This is a genomic window from Alloalcanivorax mobilis (genome assembly GCF_002864685.1).
Classification (GTDB): domain Bacteria; phylum Pseudomonadota; class Gammaproteobacteria; order Pseudomonadales; family Alcanivoracaceae; genus Alloalcanivorax; species Alloalcanivorax mobilis.
This window is the reverse complement of the sequence record NZ_NMQZ01000001.1, coordinates 95,593-108,731: the sequence shown is the minus strand read 5'-3', so window position 1 is coordinate 108,731 and position 13,139 is coordinate 95,593. Positions and strand designations below refer to the sequence as shown.

16 protein-coding genes are annotated in these 13,139 nt (G+C 64.1%); 9 read left to right on the top strand and 7 right to left on the bottom strand.

The window, feature by feature from the left end:
• Positions 1 to 10: 10 nt before the first annotated feature.
• Positions 11 to 724 (bottom strand): hypothetical protein, encoded by a 714-nt coding sequence (locus CGS25_RS18920; protein ID WP_157933754.1) that lies wholly within the window; start codon positions 722 to 724, stop codon positions 11 to 13.
• 37 nt (positions 725 to 761) lie between these two features.
• Complete coding sequence (locus tag CGS25_RS00545; RefSeq protein ID WP_089033955.1) at positions 762 to 1,667, bottom strand: LysR family transcriptional regulator; 906 nt, start codon at positions 1,665 to 1,667, stop codon at positions 762 to 764.
• 128 nt (positions 1,668 to 1,795) lie between these two features.
• Between CGS25_RS00545 and CGS25_RS00540 the strand changes: the two genes are divergently transcribed.
• The 3 genes from CGS25_RS00540 to CGS25_RS00530 all read left to right on the top strand — a co-directional run bounded on the left by CGS25_RS00540 (position 1,796) and on the right by CGS25_RS00530 (position 4,382).
• Entirely contained in the window at positions 1,796 to 2,422 is a 627-nt protein-coding gene (locus tag CGS25_RS00540) for an FMN-dependent NADH-azoreductase (RefSeq protein ID WP_101674216.1), read from the top strand.
• A gap of 81 nt (positions 2,423 to 2,503) precedes the next feature.
• Positions 2,504 to 3,490, top strand: coding sequence for a glutathione S-transferase family protein (locus CGS25_RS00535; RefSeq protein WP_101674215.1), 987 nt, complete (start codon positions 2,504 to 2,506; stop codon positions 3,488 to 3,490).
• A gap of 37 nt (positions 3,491 to 3,527) precedes the next feature.
• On the top strand, positions 3,528 to 4,382 hold the full coding sequence (locus CGS25_RS00530; RefSeq protein WP_101674336.1) for a pirin family protein: 855 nt from the start codon (positions 3,528 to 3,530) through the stop codon (positions 4,380 to 4,382).
• Between the two features lie 17 nt (positions 4,383 to 4,399).
• Here CGS25_RS00530 and tpx read toward each other — a convergent pair whose 3' ends face one another.
• The 4 genes from tpx to CGS25_RS00510 all read right to left on the bottom strand — a co-directional run bounded on the left by tpx (position 4,400) and on the right by CGS25_RS00510 (position 7,766).
• Positions 4,400 to 4,900: a thiol peroxidase gene (gene tpx, locus CGS25_RS00525; RefSeq protein WP_101674214.1), complete on the bottom strand. Its 501-nt coding sequence runs from the start codon at positions 4,898 to 4,900 to the stop codon at positions 4,400 to 4,402.
• Between the two features lie 73 nt (positions 4,901 to 4,973).
• The gene (locus CGS25_RS00520) at positions 4,974 to 5,399 is read right to left on the bottom strand and encodes an OsmC family protein (protein ID WP_089033959.1); all 426 of its coding nucleotides are present in this window, start codon (positions 5,397 to 5,399) and stop codon (positions 4,974 to 4,976) included.
• A gap of 199 nt (positions 5,400 to 5,598) precedes the next feature.
• Complete coding sequence (locus tag CGS25_RS00515) at positions 5,599 to 6,720, bottom strand: PilT/PilU family type 4a pilus ATPase (RefSeq protein ID WP_089033960.1); 1,122 nt, start codon at positions 6,718 to 6,720, stop codon at positions 5,599 to 5,601.
• A gap of 11 nt (positions 6,721 to 6,731) precedes the next feature.
• Positions 6,732 to 7,766 (bottom strand): type IV pilus twitching motility protein PilT, encoded by a 1,035-nt coding sequence (locus CGS25_RS00510; RefSeq protein ID WP_089033961.1) that lies wholly within the window; start codon positions 7,764 to 7,766, stop codon positions 6,732 to 6,734.
• A gap of 152 nt (positions 7,767 to 7,918) precedes the next feature.
• Here CGS25_RS00510 and CGS25_RS00505 point away from each other — a divergent pair, with 152 nt between their 5' ends.
• From CGS25_RS00505 to CGS25_RS00490, 4 genes are all read left to right on the top strand, one after another.
• A complete protein-coding gene (locus CGS25_RS00505) occupies positions 7,919 to 8,614 on the top strand; it encodes a YggS family pyridoxal phosphate-dependent enzyme (protein WP_089033962.1) in 696 nt (231 codons plus the stop codon).
• A gap of 48 nt (positions 8,615 to 8,662) precedes the next feature.
• Positions 8,663 to 9,472: a pyrroline-5-carboxylate reductase gene (proC, locus tag CGS25_RS00500; RefSeq protein WP_089033963.1), complete on the top strand. Its 810-nt coding sequence runs from the start codon at positions 8,663 to 8,665 to the stop codon at positions 9,470 to 9,472.
• 51 nt (positions 9,473 to 9,523) lie between these two features.
• Complete coding sequence (locus tag CGS25_RS00495) at positions 9,524 to 9,856, top strand: YnfA family protein (protein ID WP_089033964.1); 333 nt, start codon at positions 9,524 to 9,526, stop codon at positions 9,854 to 9,856.
• 78 nt (positions 9,857 to 9,934) lie between these two features.
• Positions 9,935 to 10,483 carry a YggT family protein gene (locus tag CGS25_RS00490; protein WP_089033965.1) on the top strand — a complete coding sequence of 183 codons (549 nt, stop codon included), beginning with the start codon at positions 9,935 to 9,937 and terminating at the stop codon, positions 10,481 to 10,483.
• A gap of 32 nt (positions 10,484 to 10,515) precedes the next feature.
• Here CGS25_RS00490 and CGS25_RS00485 read toward each other — a convergent pair whose 3' ends face one another.
• Positions 10,516 to 11,436 carry a hydroxymethylglutaryl-CoA lyase gene (locus CGS25_RS00485; protein WP_101674213.1) on the bottom strand — a complete coding sequence of 307 codons (921 nt, stop codon included), beginning with the start codon at positions 11,434 to 11,436 and terminating at the stop codon, positions 10,516 to 10,518.
• Between the two features lie 226 nt (positions 11,437 to 11,662).
• Between CGS25_RS00485 and CGS25_RS00480 the strand changes: the two genes are divergently transcribed.
• Together CGS25_RS00480 and CGS25_RS00475 are read left to right on the top strand one after the other, a co-directional pair.
• A complete protein-coding gene (locus tag CGS25_RS00480; protein ID WP_232802174.1) occupies positions 11,663 to 12,583 on the top strand; it encodes an esterase/lipase family protein in 921 nt (306 codons plus the stop codon).
• A gap of 70 nt (positions 12,584 to 12,653) precedes the next feature.
• On the top strand, positions 12,654 to 13,103 hold the full coding sequence (locus tag CGS25_RS00475; RefSeq protein WP_089033967.1) for an OsmC family protein: 450 nt from the start codon (positions 12,654 to 12,656) through the stop codon (positions 13,101 to 13,103).
• The last annotated feature ends 36 nt before the right edge of the window (positions 13,104 to 13,139 follow it).

Below are 13,139 nucleotides of genomic sequence, written 5' to 3'. Positions count from 1 at the left end.
CACGGTGGCGTCAACGGGAGCCGGCGGGAATTTGCACCCACACCGCGTGGGCTTTGGCCAGACAGCGGCCCCGTGGATCAAAGACCGCGGTACCGGCGAACAGTTTCCGGCCATCGCGGCCTTCCGCCCAGCCGAGGATCACATGATCCTCGCCCAGGCGCGGTGCCTCGTCCACCTGCACGGTGAAACTGCCGAGCACCACCCAGTTGCCAGGATCGCGCGCCAGCGCGAACGAGCCCGGGCAATCCAGCGCCGCGTAAAGCTGCGGCAAGGCCACCCGCCCGTGCCCGTCGCCGAGCTCGTTGCCCGGGGTCCAGGCGCAGGCCACCGCGCGCCGGTCGTCCAGCCAGCCGGGAAACAGGCGCAGCCCGTCCTGGCGTTGCGGGCCGCACACGTAGCAGCCGGGGAAGGCGTGCTCGGTGAAGCCGACGAAGTGCTGCTCCGCCGCGCGCGCCTCGGCCAGGGTGGGCGCCGCCGGCACCGTTATGGGCGGCAGCTCGGCGCGGCGGGCGCGGGCCACCGGGCGCTCCCCGTGCAGGGCGAACAGCTCGTCCTGATCGCGTCGCAACGGCAAATCGGTGGCCAGCGGCGGTGGCGCCATCAGGCGCGTTTCCACGCAGGCGGCGCCGGTGTGTTCGGCCAGGCAGCCGCAGATATAGCCGCCATTGGCGGAACCCGGCGGGCCATTGAAGCGGGTGGCAATGTGAATATTGGCGTCGGTCATGGTGGTCTCTGGGTGATGGCCCGGTCGGGGCGGTGAATCAGACGGGGGCGAGCGATTCGGGCAGGCCCTGGGTAACGCCCTCTTTGATGCGATCTCCCAGATAGCGGGCGGCGCGCCCGGCGTACTGGCCCTCGGCGTAGACCAGATAGAGATCGTGATAGCGTTCGGCGCCCTGGCTCAGAGGCAACGGGCGCAGCGCGCCGTTGGCGAGGTCATCGCCGATCTCGGTCTCCGGCACCCAGGCGAACCCCAGGCCGCGCACCAGGGCGGCACGGCGGGCCTCGCCCAGTGAGAAGGTCCAGCGTTGCTCCGCGCCCAGCCAGCCGGAATCGACGCGCCGGCGGCCGGCGTCACGGATCACCAATTGGCGGTGCGGGCGCAGGTCTTCCAGCTCCAGCGGGCCCTGATGGTGCAGAGGATGGGAAGGCGCCGCCGCCGCCACGAAGCGCACGCGCAGCAGGTGATCGCCCATGAAACCCGGCGGCACGTGGCCGGTAATCACCACATCCGCTTCATGGCGCAGCAGCGCCTCTTCGGCTCCGGAGAGCACCGTCTGCAGGAATTCCACCCGCGTCAGCGGGCTCTCGCCGGCCAGTTGCGCCAGGGCGCACAGCACGTAATCGTTGGGAAACAGACCGTCGGCGGTGAGTCGCACCATGGGCTCCCAGCCGTGGCCGAACTGAATCGCCGTTTTCTCGATGCGCCCGGCTTCTTCCACCAGCATTTTCGCCTGACGATAGAGCAGATCACCGGTTTCGGTAAGTTTGGCGCGCCGGCCCTCGAGCGCGAAGGCGCGCACGCCCAGTTCGCTTTCGATTTTCTGCACCGCGTAACTGATCGCGGATTGGCTCTTGTCCAGGGCTTCGGCGGCGGCGGCGTAGCCGCCCTCGTCCACCACGGCGATCAACGCTTGCCACTGGTCCAGGGTGATTTTGGTCGACATATCGAATCAGTTGGCCATATATCGCGAATTCATGCCGTTTTATATCTTCTGATCAGAAAAGACAATGGGGTCATCGCACACTTACCCCCATGCCGGGTCGCGGCCCGGTCAGAACACGGAGAATAAAGATGGCCAGCATTTTGTACCTGCAAAACAGCATTTTCGGTGACCAGGGGCAGTCCAGCCAGTTGGCGCGGCGGTTTATCGAGGGTTATCAGGCGGCGCACCCCGGCACCGGGGTGGTGGTCCGTGACCTGATCACCGACGGCGTGCCGCATCTGGATCTGGAGCGCGCCGGTGCCTTGCGCGGTTTCAGCGACACGCTCAACGACGCTCAGCGGGCGGTGCTGGCACAATCGGACTCTCTGGTCGAGGAGTTGAACAACGCCGACCTGGTGGTGATCGGCCTGCCCATGTACAACTTCAGCGTACCCAGCCAGTTCAAAGCCTGGTTCGACCACATCGCCCGCGCCGGGCTGACCTTCAAGTACACCGAGCAGGGTCCGGTGGGCCTGGTCGCGGACAAGCCGGTGAGGGTGTTCGCCACCCACGGTGGTATTCACCAGGGGCAGCCCCATGAAACCTCCACGCAGTTCGTGAAAACGATCCTCGCTTTTATTGGCCTCACCGATGTGGAATTCGTTTACGCCGAAGGGCTGAACATTGGTGAAGACGTGAAGAACCAGGCGCTGCTGCGCGCCCAGGCGCGGATCGCCGCGCAATTGCAACAGTTCGATGAGAAAACGTCCGCCTGAGGCGGGCTTGACGCACGCACAACGCAGGCACGCACAACGAAGGCACGCACAACGAAGGCACGCACAACGAAGGAGAGCCCTATGGGTTTGCTGGTAGAGGGAAAATGGCAGGATCAATGGTACGACACCAAGAGCACCGGAGGCCGTTTCAAGCGCTCCGAAAGCCAGTTTCGCCATTGGCTGAGCGCCGATGGCGATGATCGCTTCAAGGCTGAGAGCGGCCGTTACCATCTGTACGTGTCCTACGCCTGCCCGTGGGCGCACCGTGCGTTGGTGATGCGCGCCTGGAAAGGGCTGGAACAGCACATACCGGTGTCGGTGGTGGACCCGCTGATGCTGGAAAACGGCTGGGAGCTGGGCGGCGATTTTCCCGGTGCCACCGGCGACCGGTTGTACCGGCTGGACAAGCTTTATCAGTTGTACCTGAAGGCCGATCCCCACTACACCGGGCGAGTCACCGTGCCGGTGCTGTGGGACAAGCAGCGCGAGACCATCGTCAGCAACGAGTCGGCGGACATCATCCGCATGCTCAACACCGCCTTCGACGATCTCGGCGCGCGCCCCGGCGACTATTACCCAGAGGATCTGCGCCCGGCCATCGATGAGGTCAATGCGCTTGTTTATGACACCGTGAACAACGGCGTCTACAAGGCCGGTTTCGCCACCAGCCAGGCGGCCTACGACGAAGCAGTGCAGGCGCTGTTCGACACTCTGGAGCAGCTTGAGCAGCGGTTGGGCGAGAGCCGTTATCTGGTCGGCAACACGCTCACCGAGGCGGACCTGCGGCTGTGGACCACGCTGGTGCGGTTTGACCCGGTGTACGTCACTCATTTCAAATGCGACCGCAAGCGCATTGCCGATTACCCAAACCTGAACGGCCTGCTGCGCGAGGTGTATCAGCTGCCCGGTGTGGCCGAAACGGTGAATATGGCGCACATCCGCAACCACTATTTTCGCAGCCATCCAACGGTGAACCCGCACGGCATCATCCCGATCGGCCCACGGCTGGATTATTCAGCCCCGCACGATCGTGAGCGTTTGGGCGAGCGGCACATTCGCGGCGTTTAAAGCCGCTGCAAGAGCGATAAAAGGCGAGGTGGCAATGATGGAAGAACGTCGTGTACTCAATACCTTCCGGGCGCTGGAAACGTCCGATGGCGCCGGCGTGCGGCTCAAGCGCGCGCTCGGCCACAACCCCAGCGTGCGGCTCGACCCGTTTCTGATGCTCGACGCTTTCTCCTCCGACAATCCGGACGATTACCTGGCCGGCTTTCCGGCGCACCCGCATCGTGGATTCGAGACCGTCACGTATTTGATCGAAGGCCATATGCGGCACCGGGATCATCTCGGTAACGAAGGCGATCTGAAGCAGGGTGGCGTGCAATGGATGACCGCCGGACGCGGCATTATTCATGAAGAAATGCCGCAACAGCAGGACGGCCTGCTGCGTGGCTTTCAATTGTGGATCAACCTGCCGGCGGCGGAGAAGATGAAAGCGGCCGGTTACCGGGACATCGCCGACCGTGAGATCCCGCGCCTGGATCTCGGCGGCGGCGGCCAGATCAAGGCGATTGCTGGCGAGGTGGAGATCGCCGGCGAGCGCCTGGTGGCACCGGTCACCGGTGGCAGCACCGAGCCGCTCTATCTGGACGTGACACTGCGCCCTGGCGAATCGGTGGCGATCCCGGTGACCGCCGGTCACAACGCCTTGCTGTACGTGTTCGAGGGAGATCTGAGCGTGGCCGGCGAGCCGGTCGCCGATCAACACACTGCAACGCTCACCGACGGTGAGCGCGTCACCCTGCTCGGCGGCAACGGCGGCGCCCGGGTGTTAGTGCTGGCCGGCAAGCCGATCAAGGAGCCGGTGGCGCAATACGGACCGTTTGTAATGAACACCCAGGAGCAGCTCGATCAGGCGTTGCGGGATTACCGCAACGGCACCCTGACCGACCCGTCGTAAGAGGTGGGCGGCGCGGTTCAGCTCAACGCTTTTACCGCCGCGTCGTAATCCGGTTCCTGGTCGATGTTCGCCACCCGCTCGCTGTGCAGAACCTTGTCGTTGCCGTCCAGCACCACCACGGCGCGGGCGCACAAGCCGTGCAGCGGGCCGCCGGTAATGGCAACGCCGTAATTGCGCTGAAATTCCGGGTGGCGAAACGTGGACAGGGTGGTCACGTTGCCGAGCCCTTCCGCGCCGCAAAAGCGGCTGGCGGCGAACGGCAAATCCGCCGACACCACCAGCACCACGGTGTTGTCCAGGCCACTGGCGTATTCATTGAATTTACGGGTGGAATTGGCACAGATGCCGGTGTCGATGCTGGGGATGATATTGAGGACTTTGCGCTTGCCGGCGTAGTCGCCGAGCGTCACGTCCTGAAGGTCGCTGTTGGTCAGGGTAAACGGAGGCACCGCCTCGCCAGCCCCGGGAAAGTCGCCATCCACGGGCACCGCTTCGCCATTGAACCGCACATCACTCATCGTTTTTCTCCTCTCCTGTTGGATTCACGCTCTGCCTGGCGCCAGCCCGCTTCGCCGGGCTGGCCAGGTGGCTTCAGTCGGTCAGTTCGGCGTCCAGGGAGATGTCCGCGTTCAGTACCTTGGACACCGGGCAGCCTTTTTTGGCGCCGTTGGCGATGTCCTGGAATTGCTTGTCATCGATACCGGGCACGGAGGCCTTCAGATCAAGGTGGATTTTGGTGATGGCAAAACCGTCACCGTCTTTTTCCAGCGTGACCTTCGCTTTGGTGTCGATGCTCTTGGCGGTGAAACCGGCGTTGCCCAGTTCCAGCGACAGCGCCATTGAAAAACAGCCGGCGTGGGCGGCGCCAATCAACTCTTCGGGATTGGTGCCTGGCTCATCCTCGAAGCGGGTATTAAAGCCGTAAGGCTGTTCCTTCAATGCACCACTGTGGGTGGAAATGGTGCCCTTTCCTTTCTTGATGTCGCCTTCCCAATGGGCGGATGCGAACTTGTTCATAAAGCCTCCTTGTCGGTGGTCGGAACCGTATGACGATGCGAACAACACCCTGCGCCGGTGGGCGTGAAGAGCCCGTTGACGACAAAAGCCCTGGTCATCGCATACGTCTTCATACCACAGCGATTGGTGCGCGGTCCGCCGGCTTCAAGGCGGGATCGTAAAAGATTGGGGAACACACCGGCGCCGGGCCGGCGTGGGGTCACTCGCTGTCGTCGATGCTCAGGCCGCGGGTGGCGTGGTCGAGGCTGGACGCGTCGCTTTCGTTGGCCAGTTTGATCATCAGACGCAGATCGTTGGGCGAATCGGCGTGGGCGATGGCGTCTTCGTAGGTGATTTCACCGGCGTCGTACAGGTCGTAGAGCGCCTGATCGAAGGTCTGCATGCCCTGCTCTCGGGATTTGCTCATCAGCGCCTTGAGCAGGTGCACCTCGCCTTTGCGAATGTGATCGGCCACCAGCGGGGTATTGAGCAGCACTTCGATGGCGGCGCGGCGGCCTTTGCCGTCCGGGGTGGGGATCAACTGCTGGGCAACGATGCCGCGCAGGTTGAGCGACATGTCCATCCACAACTGACCGTGGCGGTCGGCGGGGAAGAAGTGAATGATGCGATCCAGCGCCTGGTTGGCATTGTTGGCGTGCAGGGTGGCCAGGCACAGGTGGCCGGTCTCGGCGAAGGCGATCGCGTAATCCATCACTTCGCGGCTGCGGATCTCGCCGATCAGGATCACGTCCGGCGCCTGGCGCAGGGTGTTCTTCAAGGCCACCTCGAACGATTCGGTATCGATGCCCACCTCGCGCTGGGTAACGATGCAGCCCTGGTGTTGGTGGATGAATTCGATCGGGTCCTCAATGGAAATGATGTGGCCTTTGGAATTGCGGTTACGGTGGCCGATCATCGCCGCCAGCGACGTGGATTTACCGGTGCCGGTGGCGCCCACGAAGATCAGCAGGCCACGCTTGGTCATCGCCAGATCCTTGATGATCGGCGGCAGGCGCAATTCATCCACGTTGGGAATCTTGGTCTCGATGCGGCGCAGCACCATGCCCACCAGGTTGCGCTGGTAAAAGGCACTGACCCGGAACCGGCCGATGCCGCGCGCGGAAATCGCGAAGTTGCACTCGTGGTGCTCAATGAATTCCTTGCGCTGCTTCTCGCTCATCACGTTGAGCACCAGATCCCGGGTCATGTCCGGGGTCAGGGCATTGCGTGTCACCGGCACCACCTTGCCGTGAATCTTCATGCTGGGTGGCACGCCGGCGGTGATAAACAGGTCGGAGCCGCCTTTTTGCACCATCAGTTTCAGCAGGTCATCGAATTCCATAGCGGGGTCCGTCAGATCGAGTCGGGGTTCTTGGCTTTTTCCCGGGCCACTTCCCGGGACACCAGGCCTTTCTGCACCAGCCCTTGCAGGCATTGGTCCAGCGTCTGCATGCCCAGCCCGGCGCCGGTCTGGATCGCCGAATACATCTGCGCCACCTTGTCTTCGCGGATCAGGTTACGGATCGCCGGGGTGCCGATCATGATTTCGTGGGCGGCCACCCGGCCGCCGCCGTTCTTCTTCATCAGCGTTTGTGAAATCACCGCCTGCAATGATTCCGAGAGCATTGAGCGGACCATGGATTTCTCTTCCGCGGGAAACACGTCCACCACCCGGTCGATGGTCTTGGCGGCGCTGGTGGTGTGCAGGGTGCCGAACACCAGGTGGCCGGTCTCGGCGGCGGTGAGGGCCAGCCGGATGGTCTCCAGATCGCGCATTTCGCCGACCAGAATGATGTCCGGGTCTTCCCGCAGCGCCGAGCGCAGCGCTTCGGCGAAGCCGAGCGTGTCGCGGTGCACCTCGCGCTGGTTGACCAGGCACTTCTTCGATTCGTGCACGAATTCAATCGGGTCCTCGATGGTCAGCACGTGCTCGTAGCGGGTGTTGTTGATGTAGTCCATCATCGCCGCCAGGGTGGTGGACTTGCCCGAGCCGGTGGGGCCGGTGACCAGCACGATGCCGCGCGGGAACGCGGCGATGTTCTGGAACACCTTGCCCATGCCCAGATCTTCCATCGACAGCACCTTGGAGGGAATGGTCCGGAACACCGCGCCGGCGCCCCGGTTCTGATTAAAGGCGTTGACCCGGAAGCGGGCCACGCCGGGCACCTCGAACGAGAAGTCGGTTTCCAGGAATTCCTCGAAATCCTTGCGTTGCTTGTCGTTCATGATGTCGTAGATCAGCGCGTGGACCTCTTTGTGTTCCATCGGCGGCAGATTGATGCGGCGCACGTCGCCGTCCACCCGGATCATGGGTGGCAGACCGGCCGACAAGTGCAGATCCGAAGCGCCATTCTTGGCGCTGAAGGCAAGCAGTTCGGTGATATCCATGGGCGTCTGTGTTGTTTTTGAGGTTGGAGAGGCTCCCCGGGGCCTCTGCTATGATGCCGCCAGTCGTGTTGGCGGCGGCTCAGTGGCGGCTCAGTAAAAAGTCGCAGTGAGTAACACCGTTAAAGTAACCGCAGACCCTGAGTCATTCAATCATGCCTGAACCCTCCACCCCCCTGACCTCGATTCGCGCACGAATCCAGGACGCCTGCGCGGCCGCCGGCCGTGATCCCACCTCGGTGACTCTGCTGGCGGTGAGCAAAACCCGTGACGCCGGCGAAATCGCCGCGCTGGCGGATCAGGGCCAGCGGCACTTTGGTGAAAATTATCTGCAGGAAGCGCTCGGCAAGATGCCGGCGCTGGCCGGGCGCGGCCTGGTGTGGCATTTCATCGGCCCGATTCAGTCCAATAAGACCCGCGATATCGCCGCCCATTTCCACTGGGTGCACTCGGTGGATCGGGAGCGGCTGGCCCAGCGTTTGAATGACCAACGGCCGGCGGCGCTCGGCCCGCTGAATGTTTGTATCCAGGTCAATCTGGACGACGAGGACAGCAAAGCCGGGGTGGCCGTGGGTCAGGTGGCGGCGCTGGCGGCCCGCTTTCATCAGTGGCCACGTCTGCGCCTGCGCGGCCTGATGGCGATCCCCCGTGCCGATGCCGAGGACGGCAATCGGGCCGCCTTCCACCGCCTCGCCATGACACTGTCACATTTGCGCAATACAATGCCCGCCCTCGACACGCTTTCCATGGGCATGAGCGCGGACTTTCCGGTCGCCATCGACGAGGGCGCCACCCTGGTGCGCCTGGGCACCGCCCTGTTTGGCCCGCGCCCGGCCAGGGAACCGCACTGACACACCCGCAGCGGTGTGCCGGCGGCACAACAAAAGGACGACACAGGTATGGCACAGCAACTGATCGGTTTTATCGGCGCGGGCAACATGGCCACCAGCCTGACCGGCGGCATGGTCGCCAAGGGCATCCGGCCGGCACGCATCTGGATGAGCGATCCTTCCCCGGATCGCCTCGACGAGGTGTCCCGCCTGCACCGGGTGCACGTCACCGACGACAACCTGGAGGTAGCGCGGCGCGTGGATGTGCTGGTGCTGGCGGTGAAGCCCCAGGTGATGGGCGATGCCTGCGCCGCGCTGCGCGAGATCATCACCGAGCGCCAGCCGCTGGTGATCTCGATTGCCGCCGGTGTCACCGTCGCCAACCTGAAACAATGGCTGGGTGAGGCGCCGATCGTGCGGTGCATGCCCAACACCCCGGCGCTGGTGCAGGCCGGCGCCACCGGTTTGTACGCCGCCGAGGGCGTGAGCGCCGAACAGAAAGAAATGGCCGGCCAGATCCTGGCCGCGGTGGGTTTGACCTTCTGGTTCGACGAAGAGAAAGAGCTGGACGCGGTCACCGCTGTTTCCGGCTCCGGGCCGGCCTACTTTTTCCTGCTCATGGAAGCGCTGATCGACGCCGCCAAGGCGCAGGGCCTGGGCGCCGATGCCGCCCGCCAGCTGGTGCTGCAGACCGCCTGGGGCGCTGCTCAACTGGCGATCACCAGCGAAGCCGGCCCGGACGTGTTGCGCCAGCGGGTGACCAGCCCGGGCGGCACCACCGCCGCTGCGCTTGAGGTGTTCGAGGAAGCGGGCTTCCGCGAGCACGTTCAGGCCGCCGTTGCCGCCGCGCGTGAACGCTCCGAGCAGCTCGCCGAGTAAAGCCAAAACCCGGTGCCGGTATGGCCGGCGCTGGCCGGTTTGGAGAGCACCATGCTCAAGACCTCCGCGTTGTTCATGCTCACCGCGCTGGCGGAAATCCTCGGCTGTTACCTGCCCTGGCTGTGGCTGCGCCAGGGCGGATCGGTGTGGCTGTTGGTGCCGGCGGCGCTGTGTCTGGCCGCCTTTGCCTGGCTACTGACCCTGCACCCATCCGACGCGGGGCGCGTTTATGCCGCCTATGGCGGCGTCTATATCAGCATGGCGATGGTCTGGCTGTGGCTGGTGGACGGCGTCCGCCCGACGATCACCGATCTGGCCGGCGCCGGGCTGTGTCTGTTGGGCGTGGCGGTGATCGTTCTGGGATCGCGCGGCACCACCGGTTGACACCCGTGCACCGGCAAAATTTGAAACCGTTCCGGTTTGCCCCAATACTCTTCGCCAAACGGAGTGTCTGGAGTCCACATGAACCCTCAGGGTGCCGCGGTTTTCCTGATTGATATCGCGTTCAGCGTGTATATTTTCATTGTCATGACCCGCTTCGTGCTGCAGTTGGCACGGGCGGATTTCTATAACCCGATTTCCCAATTCGTGCTGCGCGCCACCAACCCGCTGCTGGCACCGTTGCGCCGCATTATTCCGGGCTACGGTGGCCTGGACGTGGCGTCGCTGGTGCTGATTCTGATCCTGATCGTCGCCAAGGTGATGGTGCTGCTGACCATCCAGTATGGCGGCCTGCCCTCCGGCATCGGTCCGCAGCTGCTGGTCTATACGCTGCGTGAGTTCGCCTCGCTGATACTCAACTTTATCTTCTGGGCGGTGCTGATCCGGGTGATTCTGAGCTGGGTGGCGCCGGACCCTTACAACCCGGTGGTGCGGGTGGTGGTGCAGATCACCGAGCCGGTGATGGCGCCCTGCCGCAAGCTGTTGCCGGCGATGGGTGGGCTGGATTTGAGCCCGCTGATCGTGCTGCTGGGCATTCAGTTGCTGAAGATTCTGTTCCAGATTCACTGAGCCGAGGGGGTGCCCGCCCCCGCGCCGCGCGGTTACAGGCAGACCGTCGTGCCGCGCGTTTCCTGGCTTTCGATCCAACTGAGAATGCGCCCGCCCAGCGGCCGGTCGGTGGCCTGCCGGGCGATGGCCACGACCTCGCGCAGGCGCTGGATATCAATGCCGGTATCCAGGCCGCAGCTCTCCAGCAGATAGACCAGATCCTCGGTGGCCATATTGCCGGTGGCGCCGGGAGCAAACGGGCAGCCGCCCAGGCCGCCCACCGAGGCGTCGAAGCGACGCACGCCCAGATCCGCGGCTTGCCATGCCATCGCTGCCGCCAGCCCGCGGGTATCGTGCAGATGCACGTAGAAGCGCTCGGCGCCGAAGTCCCGGATCAGCGGTGTCATGATGTGCTTCATCTGTAGAGGATTGCCGCCGCCGATGGTATCGGCGATTGCCACCGCGTCACTGCCCGCCTCGAACATGCGTGCCGCCAGGCCTTGCGGCAGGCTCACCGGTACCGGACCGTCGTAGGGGCAGGCGAAGGCGCCGGAAATGTAGGTGCGGGTGGCGACGCCGTCGGCGCGGGCGGCGGCAAGAATGGCTTCGCAGCTTTGCGCGGCCTGCTCCAGGCTCATGTTCAGGTTGCGCTGGTTGAAGGTGTCGGTGGTCGAGAGCACCAGGGCCACGGTGGGGTAACCCGCCTGTCTGGCCAGTTGATAGCCCTTCAGATTGGGCACCAGCGCGGTGTAATGAACGTCCGCTGCGTCGGGCAGTCTGGTGGTCAGCGCCGCCGCGTCGGCCATTTGCGGCACCGCCTTGGGGCTGACGAAACTGACCGGTTCCAGATAGCGCACGCCGGCGTCCACCAGCGCTTGCGCCATGCGCGCCTTGGTGTCGGTGTCCACGGTGATGGGCTGGTTCTGCAGGCCGTCACGCAGCCCCACCTCATTGATAATGACCTGTTCCTTCATGATAAGCGTCTCTTGAAAAGTGCCGGGGGGTGAAAAGTGCCGGGCAGCGGCGCTCAGTGTGCCACGCTGTCCGGGCGCCTGCACTTGCCCGGGGGGGGCCGTCAATGGCCGCAAGTGTCGGACGATCCGACCGGCTGCGTTGAGCGGCCGGCGGGCGCGGGTTAGTGTCGGTGCTCTACCCCGTTGCCGGTTCCCGCCTGGCATGGTCGGACCCTGGAGCTTGCCGATGATCTGGTTACTGATACCGCTGGTGGTGATGGCTTTGATCCCCACCTACGTGACCCTGGCTTTTTTTCTGGTCTGGCATTTTGATCGGCGAAACTTTCCCGAACCGATTCAAGACCAGGAGCCGGAAACCCTCAAGGCGGCGGCGGTGGTGCGCGCCATGCTGTTGGAATCCGCCAGCCTGACTTTTCTGATGGCGACCTATCCGTTGCGTTTGTTTCACGACGCCTCGCCGGCCCGTTCCCGGCGCCCCGGCCAGCGCCCGGTGATCCTGGTGCATGGTTATGGCGGCAACAGTGCCAATTTTCTGTGGATGCAATGGCGTCTGCGGCGCGCCGGATTTTCCAACGTTTACGCGGTGAGCTACACCCCGCCACACATCAACGCCCGCAAGCTGGCCGCCCAGGTGGCGCGTCATGTGGAGCGCATTCTGCGCGCCACCGGCGCCGACAAAGCCGATCTGGTGTGTCACTCCATGGGTGGGCCGTTAAGCCGCTATGCGATCAAGAACCTGGGCCTGGCCGGCAAGATCGATCGTGTCATTACCCTGGGCAGCCCGCATTACGGCACACGCATTTCAGCGTTGTTTCCGGCGCGCGGGGCGGCGGCGCAAATGCGCTATCGCAGCCCTTTTCTCACCGAACTGGCGGAGGGCGGCGATTGCCCGGGTGGCGCCCGCTTCTATTGCCTTTACTCCACCATGGACAACTTCGTTATGCCCGCGGGCACCGCGATATTGGATGACGCCCGCGAGAACAGGCCGATGCCAGGTCTGGGCCATTGCGCTCTGCTGTACAGCCCACGGGTGGCCGCCGTGGTGGCGCAGTACCTGATTCGCGAGGAAGACACGCCCTCGCAAGAACCGGCCGAACAGGAACGCGAAGACGTCACGGTGGCCCCCCCGCGGGCCGGCAAACACTGACACGAATCGGTATTGCCAGCGGCGGTGGCCGGTAGCATGGTGGAACCAGTGCTTGCTAAGGAGAACCGCGATGAGTGATCACACCGCTACGGTGGCCTGGCATCTGGCCCCGGCCGCCCGCTTCGACCATGACACCTTTGATCGGGCCCACGAGTGGACCTTCGCCGGCGGCGAGGTGGTGCAGGCTTCCGCTTCGCCGGATTTCCTCGGCAGCAACAATCGGGTCAATCCGGATGAAGCGGTGATCGCCGCCACCTCCAGTTGCCATATGCTGACGTTTCTCGCCATCGCCGCGAAGAAGGGGCTGAAAGTGCTCAGTTATGTGGATCGCCCCTTTGGCACCGTGCAAGAAGATGCCCAGGGGCGCGTCGCGATTACCCGGATCGAGTTGCGCCCCAAAGCGGTGTTCGATGAGGATGTGGACGAGCAGACGCTGAACCGGCTGCATGACAGCGCCCATCGCAACTGCTTCATCGCCAACTCACTGCGCAGCGACGTCTCGGTGCGGCCGCAACGCTGAGCCGGCGGCGCGCGAGCGCCGCCGGCACCGGGTCAG